Genomic DNA, 19,182 nt, shown 5'->3' with positions numbered 1-19,182 from the left:
CCGGCATGGCTCGAACTGGCAAAGGCGAAGACCCGATCGCTGAGCGCAACAAAGGCGGATCGGCTCCGAACCCGGTGTGGTTCCTGCCCATCATGATCGGCCTCATGCTCATCGGCCTCGTGTGGGTGCTGGTGTTCTATCTCAGCAACTCGCAGTTCCCGATCCCCGGCATCGGTCCGTGGAACCTCGTGATCGGCTTCGGCATCGCGTTCATCGGGTTCCTCATGACCACGAAGTGGCGCTGACTTACACACGTGTAATTCATCCCCACCTGTGGATGGGGCTGTGGATAACTCTCAGACGTAGAACACAGCAGGGATCGCGAGCAGTGCGATCAGGAGCACGCTGAGAAGGACGAGCAGGACGATCTGTACCCGCTTCTGCGTCGCTGCGCGCGTTCGCGCGTAGATCAGTCCGACGCCGGCGCCGGTGATCAGTCCGCCCAGGTGCGCCTGCCACGAGATCCCCACCGCGGCGAGCGAGCCGGCGAAGTCGCCCGACCCGATCGCGTTGATGCCGGCGATCGCGAACGGCCACGCGAAGTTGATGGTGATCAGCACGGCGATGACGCGGATGTCCGCGCCGATGTGGCGTCCGATCACGAGCAGGGCACCGAAGAGCGCGAAGATCGCGCCGGACGCTCCCACGGTCCACACCCCGGGGGCGAGGAGCGCGACGGCGACCGAGCCGCCGAGGGCACCGATCAGGTAGAGCGCTAGGAACCGCGCGCGACCGAGAAGCGGCTCGAGGCTGCGCCCGATGAACCAGAGCGCGAGCATGTTCAGGCCCACGTGGAAGAACCCGCTGTGGACGAGGGCCACGGTGAACAGGCGCCACGGCTCGATGAAACCGGCCTGCGGCAGCACGTAGAGGCTGTTGAACGCGAGCAGGTTCGACACGACGCCGCCCACGCCCGGGATGAGCCCGATAATGTAGACCAGGCCCGTGACGGCGATGATGCCGAGGGTCATCTGCGGTCGGCCGGACGACACGACCGACATGGGCCGAGAGGCCCAGCGGCGCTGAGCCTTCTTCTGCGCGGGGGTCTGCGCGGCGCGTTGCTGCGCCATGCACTCCGGGCAGATGACGCCGACGGCGGCAGGTGTGCGGCACTCCGAACACACGGTGCGCATGCACCGCTGGCACAGCACGAAGCTCTGCCGGTCGGGATGCCGGTAACAGAAGTTGTCGCTGTTGCGACGGAACTCCTCAGTCGTGGACACCCGCCGCCGCCTGAGAGGTCAGACCGAGACGACGTCGACCGACTGGAGCACGACGGGCTCGATCGGACGGTCGCCCGCGGCGGTGGGGACGGAGGCGATCTTGTCGACGACGGCCTTGGACGCGTCGTCGGCGACCTCGCCGAAGATCGTGTGCTTGCCCTGGAGCCACGGGGTCGGGTCGGTCGTGATGAAGAACTGCGAGCCGTTGGTGCCCTCGGCCTGGCCGGTGATGGCGTTGCGGCGCAGACCGGCGTTGGCCATGGCCAGCTTGTAGGGCTGGGTGAAGTCGAGCTCGGGGCTGATCTCGTCGTTGAAGTTGTATCCGGGGCCACCGATGCCCTGACCGAGGGGGTCGCCGCCCTGGATCATGAAGTTGGGGATGATGCGGTGGAAGATGACGTCCTTGTACAGAGGACCCTCACCCTTGGCGCCCGTAGCCGGGTTCGTCCACTCCTGGGTTCCGTCGGAGAGCCCGACGAAGTTACGGACGGTACGCGGAGCGTGGTCTCCGAACAGGTTGACGACGATGTCGCCGTGGTTGGTGTGCAGGGTCGCGACGGCGGTGTGGTTGGCCATGAGTACATTCTCTCAGAGTTATCTGCAAGGGTCGGCGGCGTCAGCGACCCGTTCTGGCAAGATGAACGAACGTACATCCCATCGACAGGGAGGATGAGCCGTGGGCCTCAGCCGCAAGAGCAAGAAGGAACTGCGCAAGCTCCAGAAGCACGCCGCGAAGGTGTGGGAGTCGCAGCAGGTGCTGCTGGGCGAGAGCGGGAAGGTCGCTCGTGAAGCCGGCCACCAGCTCGGTCGCTTCAGCCGCGAAGACCTCGTCCCCGCCGTGCAGGACGGGTACAACAAGTACGCCGCTCCGTACGTCGACAAGAGCGTGAAGTACAGCAACCGCTTCCTCAGCCACAAGGTGGTCCCCGCGGCCGGTGCCGTGGTCGGCGGAGCGATGTCGGTGTGGGACGCCGCGGGCGACACCCGCGACCGTCTCGCCAAGGGTCGCGGCTTCGAGCTCGACACCCACAAGTACGCCAAGCGTGCCGAGAAGTACGGCAAGCAGGCGTCGAAGCGTCTCGCCAAAAAGCTTCCCTCGCAGCACGACGGCATCGGCGCCGGCGGCGTCATCGCCATCATCCTGGGCGTGGTCGCCGCTGCCGGCGTCGCGTACGCCGCGTGGCAGACGCTGCGCGCCGACGACGAGCTGTGGGTGGCGGACGACCCGCTGCGCGCGCCGGACGCGTGAGCGATCCCACCATCAGAGTCAGAGAGGCCGCGCGAGAGCGCGGCCTCTCTGTCGATGTGCGCGAGCGTCCCGCGGCGTCGAGCCTCGACGAGGCGGCCGAGTCGCTCGGCATCCCCTCTGCCTCGATCGTGAAGACGCTGGTCGTCAAGCGTTCGGACGACACCTATCTGTTCGCGCTGGTCCCGGGCGATCGCGCCATCTCGTGGCCGAAGCTGCGCGCGGTGGTCGGCGTGAACAAGCTGCGCCTGCCCGAGCCCGAGCTGGCCCTCGCCGCGACGGGTTATGAACGGGGCACCATCGTCCCGATCGGCAGCTCGACCGACTGGCCCGTGTACGCCGACGAACGCATCGTCGGGTCGCGGATCGCCATGGGCGCGGGAGCGCACGGATACAGCTTGTTCGTCGACGCGGACGATCTGATCGCCGCCTACGGCGCGACGGTCGCCGACATCACCGCCGAACGCGCCTGAGGCTCACGAGCCGAGGATGCCGGCCATCCGCAGAGCCACATCGACGAGCTGAACCCGCCGCAGCTTGCGGGTCGCGGTGAGGGTGAACCACTCCGCGCGATCGGTCGAACCGTCCTTCTCGAACCGCAGGCGACCGCCCACGACGCGAGCCCGGTAGACGATCCGGAGCGCGTGCAGAGGGCCTGTGGCGCCGTCGGCGAGCCGCGCCTCGGCGGGGATCACCCGGGAGTGGATGCCGAGCAGTTCGTCGACCACGACACGGAACCCCGTCTCCTCGCGCACCTCCCGGCGCACCGCCTGGGCGGGGTCTTCACCGTCCTCGAGGCCGCCGCCCGGCAGGGTCCACGCTCCCCGTCGTCCGTCGATCCAGTGGGCGAGCAGCACGCGGTCGTCTGCGTCGGTCACGACGGCGTACGCGGCCACGCGCATGTCCATGACCGAACTCTAGCGACGGGTTTCACCCGCGTGTCGGAGTTGACGACGGACGTCCGGGTCGCGCCACGATGGTCCCATGCGCACTGAGCTCTCTCCGTCGACGCCCGACGTCTCGCGACGCGACCTCACGCTGGATCTCGCCCGCGTCACGGCCGTGTGCTTCGTGGTCGTCGTGCACCTGCTCCAGGTGGGCGTCGGTCGGGGTCCCGACGGCGCGATCGTGACCTCGCGACCCGCCGAGATGCAGCCGTGGTTCGACACCGCGACCTGGTTCGGGCAGATCATGCCGCTCTTCTTCGTCGTGGGCGGTTTCGCCTCCGCCGCCGGCTGGGCGACGTGGACGAGTCGGGGTGGCGACGCGCGCGGCTTCATTCGCTCCCGCGCTCTGCGACTCGCGCAACCGGCGCTTCCGCTGTTCCTCGTCGTCGCGGCCGTCCTCGTGGTCGCCGCCCTCGTCGGAGTGGATCCGTCGCTCGTCGATGCCGCGGTGGTGGGAGTGGGGATGCCGCTGTGGTTCCTCGCGGCGTACCTGCTCTGCCAGGCCGTGGTTCCGCTCACGACGCACTGGCACGAGGTCGCGCCCCGCCGCACGGTCGCGATGCTTCTGGTCGCGGTGATCGCGGTCGACGCGCTGCGCTTCGCCTCGGGGGTCCAAGAGCTGGGGTACGTGAACCTGTTGTTCGTCTGGCCCCTGATCCAGCAGCTGGGCTACTGGTACCGCGACGGATGGTTCGACCACCGTTCGTCGCTGTCTCTTCTCGGTCTCGCGGCCGGCAGTTACCTCGTCGTCGGTGCCGTCGTGATCTGGGGGCCCTACTCGAACAACATGCTCGCCAACCTCAACCCGCCGACGCTCCCGCTCGTGCTGTTCGGGCTCGCGCAGGCCTGCCTGCTGCGTCTGGCCAAGCCCCTTCTCACCGCCCTGATGCGCACGAAGGCCGCCCAGGCGGTCGTGTTCGTGATCGGCTCCCGGCTGATGACGGTGTACCTGTGGCACCTGCCCGTCATCCTCATCGTCTCGGGTGTCGCGCTGCTGATCCCCGGTGCTGCGCCGACCCCGGCGAGCCCGGAGTGGTGGGCGACCCGCCCGCTCGTCTTCGCCGCGACGGCCGTGGTGCTGTGGCTGCTCTCGCTGGTCCTGGTGCAGTTCGAGGCACTGGGCGAGCTGCCCCCGCCTCCGGGCGCTGTGGTGCTCGCGATCGCGTGGGTGTGTGCGTTCCTCCCGCCGTTCGCCGTCACGCTGGAGGGCATGAACACGGTGCTGGCGGTATCGGGAGCCGTGCTCTACGCGGTATCGGTGATTCTTCTCCGTGCGGGGCGACGACGCGCCGCGGGGTGATCCACGGGGAAAAGGCGAAGAGCCGGTCCTGAGGGACCGGCTCTTCGTTCTCGAATGTGGAGCCTAGGAGATTCGAACTCCTGACATCCTGCTTGCAAAGCAGGCGCTCTACCAGCTGAGCTAAGGCCCCGCGAGGGAAAGGGGTGGGGCTACCAGGACTTGAACCTGGGACCTCTTCATTATCAGTGAAGCGCTCTAACCGCCTGAGCTATAGCCCCGTCTCGCTGACGTGATGTCAACCTCGAAGACTTTACCGGACTCGCGAGGTTTTGACGAATCGGCGTCAGTTCGAGGTGAACCCGACGAGAAGGCCACCGGTGACCTTCACCGCCAGGTTGTAGATACCCGCCATCACGGCGCCGAGCACGGTGACGATGACGAGGTTGAGGATGGCGACGATGGCGGCGAACGCCATCACCTGCGGCAGGCCCACGTACTGCGACAGGGTCGCCCCACCGTCGGTGAAGCTCGTGAAGAACTCATCGAGCTTCGTCAGCAGCGTCGCCGAGACGACGAGGTAGATGAGGAAGTACGACACGACGGTGACGATGGCCAGAGCGACCGCCGCCAGGAACGACAGCTTCACCGCCGACCAGAAGTCGATGTACACCAGACGCAGGCGGACCTGCTTGGCGGGGGTCTTGTGAGTCGACTTCTTGGCGAGCTTGTCGGCTACCGTGCTCATGCGTCAGTACTTTCCTCGGGGGTCTCGGAAGAGGAGGCGTCGGCCTCATCCGCGGAAGAAGCGGTGGGCTCCGTGATCGTCTCCGTCGTCTCGGTCAGGTTCCGCTCTGCGTTGCGAGCGATGGCGATGATCCTGTCATCACCTCCGGCTCGTGCGAACACGACACCCATGGTGTCGCGCCCCTTGGCGGGGACCTCGGCCACGGCAGAGCGTACCACCTTGCCGCTGGCAAGAACCACGAGGACCTCGTCGCCCTCCGACACCATCATTCCGCCCGCGAGCACGCCGCGGTCGTCGGTCAGACGGGCCACCTTGATGCCCAGACCGCCGCGATTCTGCATCCGGTATTCGGTGACGGCGGTGCGCTTGGCATAGCCTCCCTCGGTCACGACGAACACGAACTCGTCGTCCTTGGCGACGGATGCCGAGAGCAGGCTGTCGCCCTCACGGAAGTCCATGCCCTTCACGCCCGACGTCGACCGGCCCATGGGGCGCAACGCGCTGTCGGTGGCGGAGAAGCGCAGCGACTGCCCCAGGCGGCTGATCAGGAGGATGTCGTCGCCCTCGTCGACCAGCATTGCGCTGACCAGCTCGTCGGCACCGCCCTGCTCGGCGTCGTCGGTGTCGTCCGCGACCTGGCCGCGGAGCTTGATGGCGATGACGCCGCCCTGGCGGTTCGTGTCGTACTCGTCGAGACGGGTCTTCTTGACCAGACCGTTGCGGGTGGCGAGCACGAGGTACGTGGCGACGCTGTAGTCGCGGATGTCGAGGATCTGCGCGATCTCTTCGTCGGGCTGCAGCGCGAGCAGGTTCGCGACGTGCTGGCCCTTCGCATCGCGCCCGGCCTCGGGGACCTCGTACGCCTTGGAGCGGTACACGCGGCCCTTGTTCGTGAAGAACAGCAGCCAGTGGTGGGTCGTGGTGACGAAGAAGTGCTCGACCACGTCGTCGGCGCGCAGCTGCGCACCCTTCACGCCCTTGCCGCCGCGGTGCTGCGAGCGGTAGTTGTCGCTGCGCGTGCGCTTGATGTAGCCGTCGCGGGTGACGGTGACGACCATCTCTTCTTCGGCGATGAGGTCTTCGATCGAGACGTCGCCGTCGAACCCGTGCAGGATCTCGGTGCGACGGTCGTCGCCGAAGCGGTCGACGATCGCCGTGAGCTCGTCGCGGATGATGGTGCGCTGGCGGGAGGGAGTGGCGAGGATGTCGTTGTAGTCCGCGATGCGGGCTTCGAGCTCGGTCGCCTCGTCGACGATCTTCTGGCGCTCGAGGGCGGCGAGACGACGCAGCTGCATGTCGAGGATCGCCTGCGCCTGGATGTCGTCGATGTCGAGGAGCTTCTGCAGCCCCTCGTTGGCATCCTGAGCAGTCGGCGAGCGACGGATGAGCGCGATGACCTCGTCGAGCGCGTCGAGCGCCTTGAGGTAGCCGCGCAGGATGTGCATGCGCTCTTCGGCCTTGCGCAGGCGGTAACGCGTGCGGCGGACGATGACCTCGACCTGGTGGTCGATCCACAGGCTGATGAAGCCGTCGAGCGAGAGCGTGCGCGGCACGCCGTCGACGATCGCCAGCATGTTGGCGCCGAAGTTCTCCTGCAGCTGGGTGTGCTTGTAGAGGTTGTTCAGCACGACCTTCGCGACCGCATCGCGCTTGAGCACGACGACGAGGCGCTGGCCGGTACGACCCGAGCTCTCGTCGCGGATGTCGGCGACGCCCGTGATCTTGCCCTCGCGGGCGAGGTCGCCGATCTTGACGGCGACGTTGTCGGGGTTGACCTGGTATGGCAGCTCGGTGATCACGAGGCACGTGCGGCCCTGGATCTCTTCGATGTTGACCACGGCGCGCATCGTGATCGAACCGCGCCCGGTGCGGTACGCGTCCTTGATGCCACGAGTACCGAGGATCTGGGCGTGCGTGGGGAAGTCGGGGCCGGGGATGCGCTCCATGAGCGCCTCGAGCAGTTCCTCGCGCGTGGCATCCGGGTTCTCGAGGGCCCAGAGGGCACCGGCCGCGACCTCGCGCAGGTTGTGCGGCGGGATGTTCGTGGCCATACCGACGGCGATGCCGACCGAGCCGTTGACCAGCAGGTTCGGGAAGCGCGCCGGCAGGACCGTGGGCTCCTGCGTCTGGCCGTCGTAGTTGTCCTCGAAGTCGACGGTCTCTTCTTCGATGTCGCGCACCATCTCGAGCGCGAGGGGGGCCATCTTGGTCTCGGTGTAACGCGGGGCGGCCGCGCCCTGGTTGCCGGGTGAGCCGAAGTTGCCCTGGCCGAGCGCCAGCGGGTAGCGCAGCGACCACGGCTGCACGAGACGCACGAGGGCGTCGTAGATGGGGGCGTCACCGTGCGGGTGGTAGTGCCCCATGACCTCGCCGACGACGCGGGCGCACTTCGAGAACGACTTGTCAGGGCGGAAGCCGCCGTCGTACATGCCGTAGATCACACGGCGGTGCACGGGCTTGAGGCCGTCGCGGACGTCGGGCAGGGCGCGCCCGACGATGACGCTCATCGCGTAGTCGAGGTAGCTCCGCTGCATCTCGAGCTGCAGGTCGACCTGGTCGATCTTGCCGTGGTTGTGAGCGCCTTCTTCGCGCGCGTCGGCGGGCCCGGGAGTGGTGTCGTCAGCCATGTCTTCTCAGTTTCGTGAATACGTCGGAGCGAGATCTGTCGTGCGGATCAGATGTCGAGGAAGCGGACGTCTTTGGCGTTGCGCTGGATGAAGCTGCGACGCGACTCGACGTCTTCTCCCATGAGCACCGAGAAGATCTCGTCGGCCGAGGCGGCGTCGTCGATGGTGACCTGCTTCAGCGTGCGGGTCTCGGGGTCCATCGTGGTCTCCCACAGCTCGTGGTCGTTCATCTCGCCGAGACCCTTGTAGCGCTGGATGCCGTTGTCCTTGGGGATGCGGCGTCCGGAGGCCTGACCGTCGACGAGCATCGCGTCGCGCTCGCGGTCGCTGTACGCGTACTCGTGCGGGTGGTTCGACCACTTCAGGCGGTACAGCGGGGGCTGCGCGAGGTAGACGAAGCCCGCCTCGATGAGTCCGCGCATGTAGCGGAAGAGCAGGGTCAGCAGCAGCGTGGTGATGTGCTGGCCGTCGACGTCGGCATCGGCCATGAGCACGATCTTGTGGTACCGGGCCTTGGCCATGTCGAAGTCTTCGCCGATGCCCGTGCCGAAGGCCTGGATCATCGCCTGCACTTCTTTGTTGCCCAGTGCGCGGTCGAGGCGCGCACGCTCGACGTTGAGGATCTTGCCGCGCAACGCCAGGATCGCCTGCGTGTGCGGGTCGCGACCCTGCACGGCCGAGCCGCCGGCCGAGTCACCCTCGACGAGGAAGATCTCGCTGATCGAGGGGTCCTTCGAGGTGCAGTCCTTGAGCTTGTCGGGCATCGCGGCCGACTCGAAGACGCTCTTGCGACGAGCGGTCTCGCGCGCCTTGCGAGCGGCGAGACGGGCGGTGGCGGCGTCGATCGCCTTGCGGATGATGTTCTTCGCCTGCGCCGGGTTGCGGTCGAACCAGTCGCCGAGCTTGTCGCCGACGACCTTCTGCACGTAGGCGCGGGCCTCGGTGTTGCCGAGCTTGGTCTTGGTCTGGCCCTCGAACTGCGGCTCCGACAGCTTCACCGAGATGACGGCGGTGAGACCCTCGCGGATGTCGTCGCCGGTGAGGTTGTCGTCTTTCTCTTTGAGCAGGTTGTTCGCGCGCGCGTAGCGGTTGACGAGCGTCGTCAGAGCGGCGCGGAAGCCCTCTTCGTGCGTTCCACCCTCGTGGGTGTTGATGGTGTTCGCGTAGGTGAAGACGTTCTCGGTGTACGCCGTCGTCCACTGCATGGCCAGCTCGAGCGCGATCTTGCGCTCGGTGTCCTCGGACTCGACCTCGATGATCTCGTCGTTGACCACGTCGGCCTTGCGCACGCGGTTGAGGTGCTCGACGTAGTCGACGAGGCCGCGCTCGTAGAGGAACGTGTCGTGGCGGGCGTCGGTGACCTCTTCACCCGGCTCGCCCTCCGTGATCAGCGACTGGGGGCGCTCGTCGCGCAGGCTGATGCGCAGACCCTTGTTGAGGAAGGCCATCTGCTGGAAGCGCGTGCGCAGCGTGTCGTAGTCGAAGTCGATGGTGTCGAAGATCGTGGCATCCGGCCAGAAGGTGATCGTCGTGCCGGTCGCGTCGCTCTCTTCGCCCTGCGCGAGGGGAGCGAGGGGCACGCCGCCGTCGCGGAACGACTGACGCCACACGTGACCCTGACGCTTGACCTCGACCTCGAGGCGCGTCGAGAGGGCGTTGACGACGGACGAGCCGACACCGTGCAGACCGCCCGAGACCGCGTAGCCCCCGCCGCCGAACTTGCCGCCGGCGTGCAGGACGGTGAGGACGACCTCGACGGTCGACTTGCCCTCGGTGCGGTGCATGTCAACCGGGATGCCGCGACCGTTGTCGACCACGCGCACGGCGCCATCGCTGAGGATCGTCACCTCGATGGTGTCGCAGTAGCCGGCGAGGGCCTCGTCGACGGAGTTGTCGACGATCTCCTGCACGAGGTGGTGAAGGCCGCGCTCACCGGTGGAGCCGATGTACATGCCCGGTCGCTTGCGGACCGCCTCGAGACCTTCGAGCACCTGGATGGCGTCTGCCCCGTACTCGTTGGGAACCTTCTTGCTGGTCGCTTCGGGTTCCTCGGAAACGCTGTCGGGGTTTTCGGACGTCATGGGTACGCGCGCTCCAGATCGGTTCGTCGGAACCTCCATCCTATCGCGGAAGGGCCTTCCAAATGGCTTGTACGCCCCAATGCGGGGATAAATCACGTCAAGCCGGGATCGACCATGGCTCAGCCGTAGGTATCGCGCGGACCGCGGCCTGGAACGGCTCTGGGCCCCCATTTCCAAGAGGGGACGTCGGGGCCCACGAACCGGATCGCCTCGACACCGGCATCGGGGAAGCGGCGGAGGATCTCCGAGAGGATCTGCGCGCGCATGAACTGTAGTTGCTTGGCCCACGCCGTGGAATCGGCCTGGACGGTGAGGGTTCCACCGTCCAGGGCGACGGGACGTGTGTGCGCCGCGGTGTCGGCTCCGGCGACTTCGTCCCACGTGCGCACGAGGTCCTCGCGCGAGAGCTGGGGGTCCCATCCAGCGGACTTGGTGAGCGAGGACAGCACATCGCCCAACCCGCGCGGGTCCCGCCCCGGGGTGAACGGGGCGTTCTCGCCGTCGTCGGCGCGGCGCCGACGCTTCTTCTTGCGATACGGCGACGGCTCGAGACCGCGCAGACGCAGATACGTCGACATGGTCTCGGGGATCTCCGCGTCGTCATTCATCGTCGATGTCCCGAATGCGCCCGGCGTCGACGCGCACGACATGGGCGCGCAGCCCGTCGGGGACGTCTTCTTCGACGGCGGCGGTCACGATGACCTGCTCGTACCCGCCGGCGAGCTCCGCCAATCGCGTCCGGCGTCCGGCGTCGAGCTCGGCGAAGACGTCGTCGAGGATGAGGACGGGGTCTCCCAGCCGCGACTCCGCGCGGAGGATCTCGGCCGAGGCCAACCGCAGCGCGAGCGCGACGGACCACGATTCGCCGTGCGAGGCGTAACCCTTCACCGGCAGGCCGCGCACGCGCAGCACGAGGTCGTCGCGGTGGGGTCCGACCAGCGTGAGTCCGCGCTCGAGCTCGGCCGGTCGCTTCGCGACGAGGGCCGCGCGGAACTGGTCGGCCAGCGGCTCGCTCGAGCCCGCACCATCGACCGCGTCGCCCTCTTCGGGGTCGCCCCCGCCGACCGAGAGCGCCCACGACAGGCGCGGTTCGTGATCGGCGCCGGCGATCGCGGCGTACGCCCGGGCGACGGGATCGGAGAGATCGGATGCCAACGCGCTCCGCGCCTCGATCACCTCGGTGCCGAGGGTGACCAGCTTGTCGTCCCACACGTCGAGGGTGCTGAGCGCGTCGCCGCGGAGGCCGCGGGCGCGCGCCGATTTGAGCAGAGCGCTGCGCTGGCGCAGGACCCGGTCGTAGTCGCCGAGGACGGCGGCCATGCGCGGGGTGCGCTGCACGATCAGCTGATCCGCGAAGCGACGACGAGCGGAGGGATCCCCCCGGACGATCTGCAGGTCTTCGGGAGCGAACAGGACCACCTGCGCGTACCGGGGAAGCTCCGATGTCCGCACATTGACGCCGTTGACCCGTGCCTTGTTGGCGCCCTGGCGATTGAGTTGGAGCTCGAGGAGCACGCTCCGCTCGCCGTGGGCCAGTCGCGCGCGCACGATCGCGGCATCCGTTCCGTCTCTGACGAGGGGCGCGTCGTTCGAGACGCGGTGCGAGCCGAGGGTGGCCAGATACGCGACGGCTTCGACGAGATTCGTCTTGCCCTGACCGTTGCGACCGACGAAGACGTTCGCTCCCGGAGAGAGCGAGACGTCGGCTTCCGCGTAATTGCGGAAGTCCTTCAGTCCCAGCTGCTCCACGATCACCGAGTCAGACTACCCGCCACCTCCGACACGGCAGCGAGACGCAGCTCAGCGGAGGAGGAGGTTGGGCTGCAGGAGGTACTTGAACGTCCCCTCGCCGCCCTTCTCGACCGACGTCTGCGGAGTGACCAGCACGGGGCTGAGCTTGTTCGCGTTGTCGCTCGAGGTGAAGGTGATGCGCGTGAACTCGCTGCGCACGGCACCCAGCGACTCGATCAGGTACTGCGGGTTGAGACCGAGGGTGACCTCGTCGCCGACGAGCGTCGCGTCGACTGACTCGGTGGCGCGAGCCTGCTCGGTGCCGGACGCATCCATCGAGACGCCGTCGGGACCGAAGGTGAAACGCAGCGGCGCGGAGCGGTCGAGCACGAGTGCGACACGACGGACAGCTTCGATGAGCTCCGCGGTGTTGACCACGCTGTGGTGCTCGGTCTGCGCGGGGAACAGGCGACGGACCGGCGGGAAGTTGCCCTTGATCAGCAGCGAGGTGACGGTCTTGTTGCCCGACGAGAAGGCGATGATCTCGCGATCGCCCGAACCCGAGAACGCGATCGAGATGTCGCCACCGTGGGCGAACGTCTTACCGACCTCCTGGAGAGTACGGGCCGGCACGAGGGCCGAGGTGGGCTCGTCGGATGCCGCGGCACCGCCGTCCCACGGGATCTCGCGCAGGGCGACGCGGTAGCGGTCGGTCGCGACCAGGCTCAGCCGCGTGCCGGAGACCTCGAGCTGCACACCCGTGAGGACGGGCGTGACGTCGTCGCGGGACGCCGCGAAGGCGACCTGCGCGATGGCCGTGGCGAACTCGTCGGCCGGCACGAGGCCGGATTCTCCGGTGACCTCGGGGATGGCGGGGTATTCCTGCACCGGCATGGAGGCGAGCGTGAACCGCGCCGATCCGCACGTGAGCAGTATGCCGCCGTCGTCGTCGACGGCGATCTGGATGGGTGCGTTCGGCAGACGGCTGGCGATGTCGCTGAGGAGGCGGCCGTGGACCAGGATCGTGCCCGGCTCGTCGACGGTCGCTTCGATCGTCGTTCGCGCGGATGCTTCGTAGTCGAAGGCGGCGAGGGTGAGGCCCTGCTCGTTGGCCTCGATCAGCACACCGGCCAGGATCGGCTGCGGATTGCGCTGCGGCAGGAGCTTGACCACGAACGAGACGGCTTCGCTGAACACATCGCGATTGACGTGGAACTTCACGGGTGCTCCCTTGACGGCGGGTATGGCTTACCCATGCTAGTGCCCACGTCCGACCGAGCCTGTCGACCGACGTCTCCACGGCAAGGTCATCGAATCTCTCTTAACAATGATTTGGGATCTTCATCTTGTTAACAGCTGTGGAGAGTGTGGATAACTCTCGACACGCGTGTTAACAGCAGGGATGTCGGGCTCCGTTAACTGTGGAGGAGCTGCGGACAGCCTGGGCACTTAACGCGTCGGGGTCGCGGGGTCGATCGCCCGTCTTCCACAGTGTTAACAGCGCAGTGCACAGATCATCCCGAGGAAAAGAGAGTTATCCACAGGTTTTCCACACTGTGCAGAACCTCGGTGAAAACTACTGCTGAGCGCCCTTCAGGACCTGATCAGGGGCCGAAAACGAGAAAAGGGGCCCGAACCACGATCGTGGTCGGACCCCTTCCGCAGACGGGCGCTCAGCGCATGCGTCCGAGTTGGCTCGTGATCTCGGACACCTGGTTGAAGATCGATCGACGCTCCTTCATCAGGTCGCTGATCTTCTTGTAGGCGTACATCACGGTCGTGTGGTCGCGGTTGCCGAAGAGCTGCCCGATCTTCGGCAGCGACAGGCTCGTGCGCTCGCGGCACAGGTACATGGCGATCTGTCGGGCGGTGGCCACGGCCTGGGAGCGGCTCGAGCCGTACAGGTCGTCCACCGACAGCTTGAAGTACTGGGCGGTCGCCGTGATGATGTCGGTCGGCGAGATCACGTTCGCGTCGTCCTGGTCGATGATGTCGCGCAGCACCGTCTGAGCCAGGGACATGTCGAGCGTCGAGCGGTTGAGGCTCGCGAACGCCGAGACGCGGATGAGGGCGCCTTCGAGTTCACGGATGTTCGACGACACCACCGTGGCGATGTATTCGAGCACGTCGTCGGGGATCAGCAGGCGCTCGCTCTGGGCCTTCTTACGCAGGATCGCGATGCGGGTCTCGAGGTCGGGTGCCTGCACGTCGGTGATCAGGCCCCACTCGAAGCGACTCCGCATGCGGTCTTCGAAGCCGGTGAGCTGCTTCGGCGGAAGGTCGCTGGTGATGACGACCTGCTTGTCGTGATCGTGCAGCGTGTTGAAAGTGTGGAAGAACGCTTCCTGCGTCTCGGCGCGACCCTGCAGGAACTGGATGTCGTCGATCAGGAGGATGTCGACGTCGCGGTAGCGCGCTTGGAAAGCAGAGCCGCGGTTGTTGGCGATCGAGTTGATGAAGTCGTTCGTGAACTCCTCGCTCGACACGTAGCGGACACGGATGCCGGCATACATGCTCGCGGCGTAGTCGCCGATCGCGTGGAGGAGGTGGGTCTTGCCGAGCCCGGAGTCCCCGTAGATGAACAGCGGGTTGTACGCCTTCGCCGGCGCCTCGGCCACGGCGACCGCGGCGGCGTGGGCGAAGCGGTTGGACTGGCCGATGACGAAATTGTCGAAGGTGTACTTCGGGTTGAGGCGCGTGTCGTTGCGGGACGCGGGAACGATCGGCTCGGGTGCCTGCTCTTTGAGGGCGGCGTGCGTGGGGGCGGCCTGTATCGCGCGCTCTTCACTCGGCGCCGCCGACGAGCTGCGCTGGGTTTCGATGACGTCGGGGTTGACGACGACTCGGAACGTGCCGATCTGCGGGTCGTCTCCCTGTACCTGGGCGAGCGCCTCGAGGATGGGGGCGCGCATGCGCTTGTTGAACTGCGCCGCGGTCAGATCGTTCGGCACGTCGAGATAGAGCGTCCCGCCCATCACACCCTGCGGAACGGCGAGGTTCAAGAAGCCGTGGAGTTGCGGGGTGACGCGATCATCGGTGAGAAGCTGGTCCAGCACGGATGACCAGACGGGCACATCCGGTGCTTCGTGCAGAGACATATCCCCTCCGGGATCTTGACGCGACGGCAGATCGACGTGTCGCGTCGAACCTGTGGATAACTTCCGGGGCCACGCTAGTTCGCGGCTCAGTCGGAGCAAAATCCACTGTAGGACTCGGTCGCGTGTCTTTGCCACGCTTGTGGACAACGCCTGGGGATAATGGGCGGTCGCGTTCTCGGTTTGAGTTAACGCCGCTCGCGACGTAGCCTTAGTCGGTTGACTTATGCCTATACGGCAGTCCCGACCCCCGTCCCCGGCAGAAGAGCATCGGGCGACATCACCTCCGGAGTGACCCATGAGCAAGCGCACCTTCCAGCCCAACAACCGCCGCCGCGCCAAGAAGCACGGCTTCCGCGCCCGTATGCGTACGCGCGCCGGCCGTGGCATCCTCGCGGCCCGTCGCGCCAAGGGCCGCACCGAGCTCTCGGCCTGACAGCCCCGGTGCTCGCGAAGCCGAACCGACTCACCCGCGGATCGGACTACAAAGCCACGGTCCGACGGGGCACTCGCTGTGCCGGAGCGCACACCGTGACCTACGTCGGAACCTCGGCCGAAAGTGGTTCGCCCCGGTTCGGCTTCATCGTGAGCCGCCAGGTCGGCTCCGCGGTCACCCGCAACACCATTCGCCGCCGCCTCAAGGCGGTGTGCGCCGAGGCGCTCCCGTCTGTTCGCGGGGGCGCCTCGATTGTCATCCGTGCGCTGCCATCGGCGGCGACCGTCGACTACCCGACGCTTCGCGCCGATGTGGTGCGATGCCTCGAACGAAAAGCATCGGTATGAGCGCTTCGACTCTCCCGACCTCCTCCACGGGGGCTGGCCGTCTCTCGGCCGACGGTGTCGTGGCATCCATCCCGCTCCTCCCCCGCAATGCGGGGCTGGCGCTGTTGCACGCGTATCGAGCGACCATCTCGCACGTCTACGGCGACGTGTGCAAGTACTACCCGTCCTGCTCCGCCTATTCGGTGGGCGCCGTGCAGCAGCATGGACTCGTGAAGGGCATCGCGTTCACCGCGGCCCGTCTCGCACGCTGCCATCCCTGGGCTCAGGGTGGCATCGACGACGTCCGTCCTCATCGGGCCTTCCGCCACGAACTCACTCGGCACGGATTCGTCGTGCCCTCCCGAAAGGACTGATCGTGCAATTCGATCTCATTGGGACCATCCTCTGGCCATTGAAATGGATGGTCGAACTCGTGCTGGTCGGATGGCACGCGCTCTTCACCGCGCTGGGCATGGCCCCGGCCGCCGGTCTGACCTGGGTGCTGTCGATCGTCGGCCTCGTGCTGATCGTGCGCGCCGCTCTGATCCCGCTGTTCGTGAAGCAGATCAAGAGCCAGCGCAAGATGATGGAGATTGCTCCTGAGCTGCGCAAGGTTCAGGAGAAGTACAAGGGCAAGCGCGACCAGCTCTCCCGCGAGGCCATGAGCCGCGAGACGATGGCGCTGTATAAGAAGCACGGGACGACGCCCGTCTCGAGCTGCCTCCCGCTGCTCGTGCAGATGCCGATCTTCTTCGCCCTCTTCAGCGTGCTGAACGACGTCTCGAAGCACGCGGCGAGCGGCATCGGTGGCGTGGGCCTGCTCACGCCCGAGCTCACGACCGAGTTCTACGACGCGCGCCTGTTCGACGTGGCATCCATGCACGTCAACCTCGTCACGGCGTGGAGCCAGCCCGACGGGCAGGTCACCGTCGCTATCCTGCTCACGCTCGTCGTGCTCATGATCGGTTCGCAGTTCTTCACGCAGCTGCAGATCATCTCGAAGAACCTGTCGCCCGAGGCCAAGACCGGTCAGGCGTACCAGATGCAGAAGATCATGCTCTACATCCTGCCGCTGGCCTTCATCTTCTCGGGCGTCTTCTTCCCGCTCGGTGTCGTCATCTACTGGTTCGTCAGCAACCTGTGGACGATGGTGCAGCAGTTCGTGGTCATCCGTGAGATGCCGACGCCCGGTTCCGACGCCGCCAAGGCTCGCGAGGAGCGCCTGGCGCGCAAGGGCAAGGCCATCGACTCGTCGGGCAAGGTCGTCCCGGTCGAGAAGTATCGCGCCGAGCAGGAGCGCCTCCTCGAAGAGGCTGAGAAGGCTCGCGCAGCCCAGCCGAAGCGTCAGCAGCCGGTCGGAAAGCAGCGCGCGAAGAAGCAGCAGTCCACGAAGAACACCGGTGCCGCGGGTGGATCCACCGGCAACGCCGGCTCCGCACCCGCCTCCTGAGAACCGGAGATCACGATGACGACGTCCGATCAGATCGCCCCCGACCAGACCGCCGCCACCGAGGAGCAGCTCGAGCAGGAGGGCGACATCGCCGCCGATTACCTCGAGGGTCTCCTGGACATCGCCGACATCGACGGCGACCTCGCCATGGACGTGCGCGCCGGCCGCGCGTACGTCTCTGTGGAGGCCGAGGATGCCGCGGCGCTGTCCACTCTGTCGCACCCTGACACCGTCCAGGCGCTGCAGGAGCTGACGCGTCTGGCGGTGCAGAACTCGACGGGACGGTTCTCGCGCCTGATCCTCGACATCGGCGGATCGCGCGACGCCCGTCAGCGGCAGCTCGAGAACCTCGTCGACCGGGCCATCGCCCGTCTCGACGAGGGAGCATCGCAGGCGTCGCTGCCGGCCATGTCGAGCTACGAGCGCAAGCTGGTGCACGACATCGCCGCCGACCGCGGGTTCACCTCCGAGTCGTTCGGTGAGGGTGCCGACCGCCACACCGTGATCCGTCGCGGCTGAGTGATCGGATGCCGGAACAGCTCGAGGCCGAGCCGGGCGCAGCGCTGACGCTGTTCGGCGATCACATCGAGAAGGCCCGTCGTTTCACGAGGAATCTCGCCGTTCACGGGGAGGAACGCGGGCTCATCGGCCCGCTCGAGGTGCCGCGACTGTGGACACGCCACATTCTGAACAGCGCGATCGCCGCGCCCTACTTCTCGGGGCGCGCCGTCGACGTGGGATCGGGTGCGGGTCTGCCGGGTCTCGTGCTCGCGATTGCCCGTCCGGACGTGGAGTGGACGCTCATCGAGCCGATGGAGCGCCGTACCGCGTGGCTGTCGGAGCAGGTGGCTGAGCTCGAACTCGAGAATGTGACCGTCGCTCGTATGCGTGGCGAGGAGTGGTCCGAGGGACGGGTGTTCGACGTGGCGACGGCCCGCGCGGTCAGCGCTCTGCGCACGCTTCTGCCGTTCACCGCTCCCCTGGTTCGACCAGGCGGCAGGCTTGTCTTCTTGAAGGGCGCCAACGTGGGTGCCGAGGTAGACGCGGCCGCGAAGCAGGTGCGGAAGTTCGGGCTGACTGACGTCGCGATCGAGGTCGTCGGCGAGGGAGTGCTCGACGAACCCACGCGCGTGTTCGTGGCCACTGTTTCGCGCTGAGAGACCTGCGAGTCGGACTGACGGTCGCGAGCGAGCCGAATCACACGGCACCCCCGCCCTCACGGGTCGTCGTCGACGAGCGCGCGAGGGCGGGGTCGACCGCCGGCGGGGCGCCCGTCCGAGCTACGGGTCGTGCGGACGTGACACTTCGGGTGCACCCGGGTCGATGCTCCGGAGGAACATGGTGAAGGCCTGATCGACGCGGCGGAAGTCCGCCGTCGCATCCAGGTCCATGATCAATCCGCGGATGACGGCGAGGACCAGCGTTGCGGACGGCGGCGGGTCGATCGTTGACAGACCCTGGGCGAGCAGCGGGAGCCAGTCGGTGGTCGCTCGTGCGTGAAAGCCCGGCCACAGCGAGTTCTCGCGCTGCTCAGGGAGGTGCGTGAACATCCGCAAGAAGGACTTGCCCTCGGGTTCGGTCATGCCCACCCAGGCTGTGGCCAGCGTGCGCGTGTAGCTCTCCCCCGGGACGACCCGGAGCAGCTCGCCGAAGGAGGCGAGGTGCATCTCGCGTGCGCGGCGCAGCACGGCGCGGAACAATTCGTCGCGGGTGCCGAAGTGGTAGAGCAGCATCCGAGCGGATGTGCCCGTCGCCTGGGCGAACGGCCCGAGGCCATCGGGGAGCCCGTGAGTGAGAGCGTGCTCGGCGCACTGGTCCAACAGGTCTTCTGCGATTGCCGGCTGCTTCTGTCTGCCCACGGTGCGATCATTTCACGTAATATCAGGTACGTCTAACCTTGACGCGGGGTCAACACGAACGGGCGTGACCATGGAGGTTGTGTCTGCGCACGGAGCATTGGTGCGGGGTGGCGCGTGGTGATGGAAGCCGACGGCTGATCTCCTACGGGACCGTACCGGGATCGTGAGCCGCGCTG

General features: G+C 66.9%; 21 protein-coding genes and 2 tRNA genes. 10 read left to right on the top strand and 13 right to left on the bottom strand.

What is annotated here, in order from left to right; all coding sequences use genetic code 11:
- The first annotated feature begins 5 nt into the window (after window positions 1-5).
- On the top strand, window positions 6-245 hold the full coding sequence (locus tag ASE56_RS03770; RefSeq protein WP_056225093.1) for a cell division protein CrgA: 240 nt from the start codon (window positions 6-8) through the stop codon (window positions 243-245).
- A gap of 51 nt (window positions 246-296) precedes the next feature.
- Here the strand turns inward: ASE56_RS03770 and ASE56_RS03765 are convergent, their stop codons facing one another.
- Window positions 297-1,223: a rhomboid family intramembrane serine protease gene (locus ASE56_RS03765; protein WP_056225089.1), complete on the bottom strand. Its 927-nt coding sequence runs from the start codon at window positions 1,221-1,223 to the stop codon at window positions 297-299.
- Window positions 1,224-1,241: 18 nt separating this feature from the next.
- A complete protein-coding gene (locus tag ASE56_RS03760; RefSeq protein ID WP_056225086.1) occupies window positions 1,242-1,799 on the bottom strand; it encodes a peptidylprolyl isomerase in 558 nt (185 codons plus the stop codon).
- A gap of 100 nt (window positions 1,800-1,899) precedes the next feature.
- On the opposite strand from ASE56_RS03760, the gene ASE56_RS03755 reads away from it, so the two are divergent.
- Window positions 1,900-2,472, top strand: coding sequence for a hypothetical protein (locus ASE56_RS03755; RefSeq protein ID WP_056225083.1), 573 nt, complete (start codon window positions 1,900-1,902; stop codon window positions 2,470-2,472).
- Window positions 2,469-2,942: an aminoacyl-tRNA deacylase gene (locus ASE56_RS03750; protein ID WP_056228145.1), complete on the top strand. Its 474-nt coding sequence runs from the start codon at window positions 2,469-2,471 to the stop codon at window positions 2,940-2,942. Before ASE56_RS03755 ends, ASE56_RS03750 begins: the two co-directional genes overlap by 4 nt.
- 3 nt (window positions 2,943-2,945) lie before the next feature.
- Here the strand turns inward: ASE56_RS03750 and ASE56_RS03745 are convergent, their stop codons facing one another.
- The gene (locus ASE56_RS03745) at window positions 2,946-3,377 is read right to left on the bottom strand and encodes an NUDIX hydrolase (protein ID WP_056225080.1); all 432 of its coding nucleotides are present in this window, start codon (window positions 3,375-3,377) and stop codon (window positions 2,946-2,948) included.
- 76 nt (window positions 3,378-3,453) lie between these two features.
- On the opposite strand from ASE56_RS03745, the gene ASE56_RS03740 reads away from it, so the two are divergent.
- Entirely contained in the window at window positions 3,454-4,716 is a 1,263-nt protein-coding gene (locus tag ASE56_RS03740) for an acyltransferase (RefSeq protein WP_056225077.1), read from the top strand.
- A 57-nt stretch (window positions 4,717-4,773) separates the two neighbouring features.
- Here ASE56_RS03740 and ASE56_RS03735 read toward each other — a convergent pair.
- The 9 genes from ASE56_RS03735 to dnaA all read right to left on the bottom strand — a co-directional run bounded on the left by ASE56_RS03735 (window position 4,774) and on the right by dnaA (window position 14,938).
- Window positions 4,774-4,846: transfer RNA gene (locus ASE56_RS03735), tRNA-Ala, on the bottom strand.
- Window positions 4,847-4,860: 14 nt separating this feature from the next.
- Window positions 4,861-4,934, bottom strand: a tRNA-Ile gene (locus tag ASE56_RS03730).
- 65 nt (window positions 4,935-4,999) lie between these two features.
- Window positions 5,000-5,401 carry a DUF3566 domain-containing protein gene (locus ASE56_RS03725; protein WP_056225075.1) on the bottom strand — a complete coding sequence of 134 codons (402 nt, stop codon included), beginning with the start codon at window positions 5,399-5,401 and terminating at the stop codon, window positions 5,000-5,002.
- Window positions 5,398-8,028: a DNA gyrase subunit A gene (gyrA, locus tag ASE56_RS03720; RefSeq protein WP_056225072.1), complete on the bottom strand. Its 2,631-nt coding sequence runs from the start codon at window positions 8,026-8,028 to the stop codon at window positions 5,398-5,400. The genes ASE56_RS03725 and gyrA overlap by 4 nt, the downstream gene beginning before the upstream one ends.
- Before the next feature lie 47 nt (window positions 8,029-8,075).
- On the bottom strand, window positions 8,076-10,109 hold the full coding sequence (gyrB, locus tag ASE56_RS03715; RefSeq protein WP_056225069.1) for a DNA topoisomerase (ATP-hydrolyzing) subunit B: 2,034 nt from the start codon (window positions 10,107-10,109) through the stop codon (window positions 8,076-8,078).
- A 119-nt stretch (window positions 10,110-10,228) separates the two neighbouring features.
- Complete coding sequence (locus ASE56_RS03710) at window positions 10,229-10,717, bottom strand: DUF721 domain-containing protein (RefSeq protein WP_056225066.1); 489 nt, start codon at window positions 10,715-10,717, stop codon at window positions 10,229-10,231.
- On the bottom strand, window positions 10,710-11,864 hold the full coding sequence (recF, locus tag ASE56_RS03705; protein WP_056225064.1) for a DNA replication/repair protein RecF: 1,155 nt from the start codon (window positions 11,862-11,864) through the stop codon (window positions 10,710-10,712). The genes ASE56_RS03710 and recF overlap by 8 nt, the downstream gene beginning before the upstream one ends.
- A 45-nt stretch (window positions 11,865-11,909) precedes the next feature.
- Window positions 11,910-13,061 carry a DNA polymerase III subunit beta gene (dnaN, locus tag ASE56_RS03700; RefSeq protein ID WP_056225062.1) on the bottom strand — a complete coding sequence of 384 codons (1,152 nt, stop codon included), beginning with the start codon at window positions 13,059-13,061 and terminating at the stop codon, window positions 11,910-11,912.
- A 452-nt stretch (window positions 13,062-13,513) separates the two neighbouring features.
- Entirely contained in the window at window positions 13,514-14,938 is a 1,425-nt protein-coding gene (dnaA, locus tag ASE56_RS03695; RefSeq protein ID WP_056225058.1) for a chromosomal replication initiator protein DnaA, read from the bottom strand.
- A gap of 295 nt (window positions 14,939-15,233) precedes the next feature.
- Here dnaA and rpmH point away from each other — a divergent pair, with 295 nt between their 5' ends.
- From rpmH to rsmG, 6 genes are read left to right on the top strand one after another with little or no spacing between them, the layout of a single operon-like run.
- Window positions 15,234-15,371, top strand: coding sequence for a 50S ribosomal protein L34 (rpmH, locus tag ASE56_RS03690; protein WP_013584598.1), 138 nt, complete (start codon window positions 15,234-15,236; stop codon window positions 15,369-15,371).
- A gap of 8 nt (window positions 15,372-15,379) precedes the next feature.
- Window positions 15,380-15,718, top strand: a complete 339-nt coding sequence (gene rnpA, locus ASE56_RS03685; RefSeq protein ID WP_056225054.1) for a ribonuclease P protein component — start codon at window positions 15,380-15,382, stop codon at window positions 15,716-15,718.
- Entirely contained in the window at window positions 15,715-16,071 is a 357-nt protein-coding gene (gene yidD / locus ASE56_RS03680; protein WP_143017815.1) for a membrane protein insertion efficiency factor YidD, read from the top strand. Before rnpA ends, yidD begins: the two co-directional genes overlap by 4 nt.
- A 2-nt stretch (window positions 16,072-16,073) precedes the next feature.
- Window positions 16,074-17,147 (top strand): membrane protein insertase YidC, encoded by a 1,074-nt coding sequence (gene yidC / locus ASE56_RS03675; protein ID WP_200914113.1) that lies wholly within the window; start codon window positions 16,074-16,076, stop codon window positions 17,145-17,147.
- A gap of 15 nt (window positions 17,148-17,162) precedes the next feature.
- Window positions 17,163-17,666: a R3H domain-containing nucleic acid-binding protein gene (locus ASE56_RS03670; RefSeq protein ID WP_056225050.1), complete on the top strand. Its 504-nt coding sequence runs from the start codon at window positions 17,163-17,165 to the stop codon at window positions 17,664-17,666.
- A gap of 8 nt (window positions 17,667-17,674) precedes the next feature.
- Window positions 17,675-18,304, top strand: coding sequence for a 16S rRNA (guanine(527)-N(7))-methyltransferase RsmG (gene rsmG / locus ASE56_RS03665; protein ID WP_056225045.1), 630 nt, complete (start codon window positions 17,675-17,677; stop codon window positions 18,302-18,304).
- Window positions 18,305-18,427: 123 nt separating this feature from the next.
- Here rsmG and ASE56_RS03660 read toward each other — a convergent pair whose 3' ends face one another.
- On the bottom strand, window positions 18,428-19,006 hold the full coding sequence (locus tag ASE56_RS03660; protein ID WP_056225043.1) for a TetR/AcrR family transcriptional regulator: 579 nt from the start codon (window positions 19,004-19,006) through the stop codon (window positions 18,428-18,430).
- Window positions 19,007-19,182 lie beyond the last annotated feature (176 nt).

Source organism: Microbacterium sp. Leaf203, assembly GCF_001421275.1.
GTDB classification, from domain to species: domain Bacteria; phylum Actinomycetota; class Actinomycetes; order Actinomycetales; family Microbacteriaceae; genus Microbacterium; species Microbacterium testaceum_A.
The sequence above is the reverse complement of the archived record's forward strand: the minus strand, read 5'-3'. Positions and strand labels throughout refer to the sequence as shown.

What these genes read in the sequence shown, in the direction of transcription:
- ASE56_RS03745 (WP_056225080.1), bottom strand. Translation starts at nt 3,377, where the DNA reads ATGGACATGCGCGTGGCCGCGTACGCCGTCGTGACCGACGCAGACGAC.
- gyrB (WP_056225069.1), bottom strand. Translation starts at nt 10,109, where the DNA reads ATGACGTCCGAAAACCCCGACAGCGTTTCCGAGGAACCCGAAGCGACC.
- ASE56_RS03710 (WP_056225066.1), bottom strand. Translation starts at nt 10,717, where the DNA reads ATGAATGACGACGCGGAGATCCCCGAGACCATGTCGACGTATCTGCGT.
- ASE56_RS03740 (WP_056225077.1), top strand. Translation starts at nt 3,454, where the DNA reads ATGCGCACTGAGCTCTCTCCGTCGACGCCCGACGTCTCGCGACGCGAC.
- dnaA (WP_056225058.1), bottom strand. Translation starts at nt 14,938, where the DNA reads ATGTCTCTGCACGAAGCACCGGATGTGCCCGTCTGGTCATCCGTGCTG.
- ASE56_RS03760 (WP_056225086.1), bottom strand. Translation starts at nt 1,799, where the DNA reads ATGGCCAACCACACCGCCGTCGCGACCCTGCACACCAACCACGGCGAC.
- rpmH (WP_013584598.1), top strand. Translation starts at nt 15,234, where the DNA reads ATGAGCAAGCGCACCTTCCAGCCCAACAACCGCCGCCGCGCCAAGAAG.
- ASE56_RS03725 (WP_056225075.1), bottom strand. Translation starts at nt 5,401, where the DNA reads ATGAGCACGGTAGCCGACAAGCTCGCCAAGAAGTCGACTCACAAGACC.
- rsmG (WP_056225045.1), top strand. Translation starts at nt 17,675, where the DNA reads ATGCCGGAACAGCTCGAGGCCGAGCCGGGCGCAGCGCTGACGCTGTTC.
- ASE56_RS03670 (WP_056225050.1), top strand. Translation starts at nt 17,163, where the DNA reads ATGACGACGTCCGATCAGATCGCCCCCGACCAGACCGCCGCCACCGAG.
- ASE56_RS03770 (WP_056225093.1), top strand. Translation starts at nt 6, where the DNA reads ATGGCTCGAACTGGCAAAGGCGAAGACCCGATCGCTGAGCGCAACAAA.
- gyrA (WP_056225072.1), bottom strand. Translation starts at nt 8,028, where the DNA reads ATGGCTGACGACACCACTCCCGGGCCCGCCGACGCGCGCGAAGAAGGC.
- yidD (WP_143017815.1), top strand. Translation starts at nt 15,715, where the DNA reads ATGAGCGCTTCGACTCTCCCGACCTCCTCCACGGGGGCTGGCCGTCTC.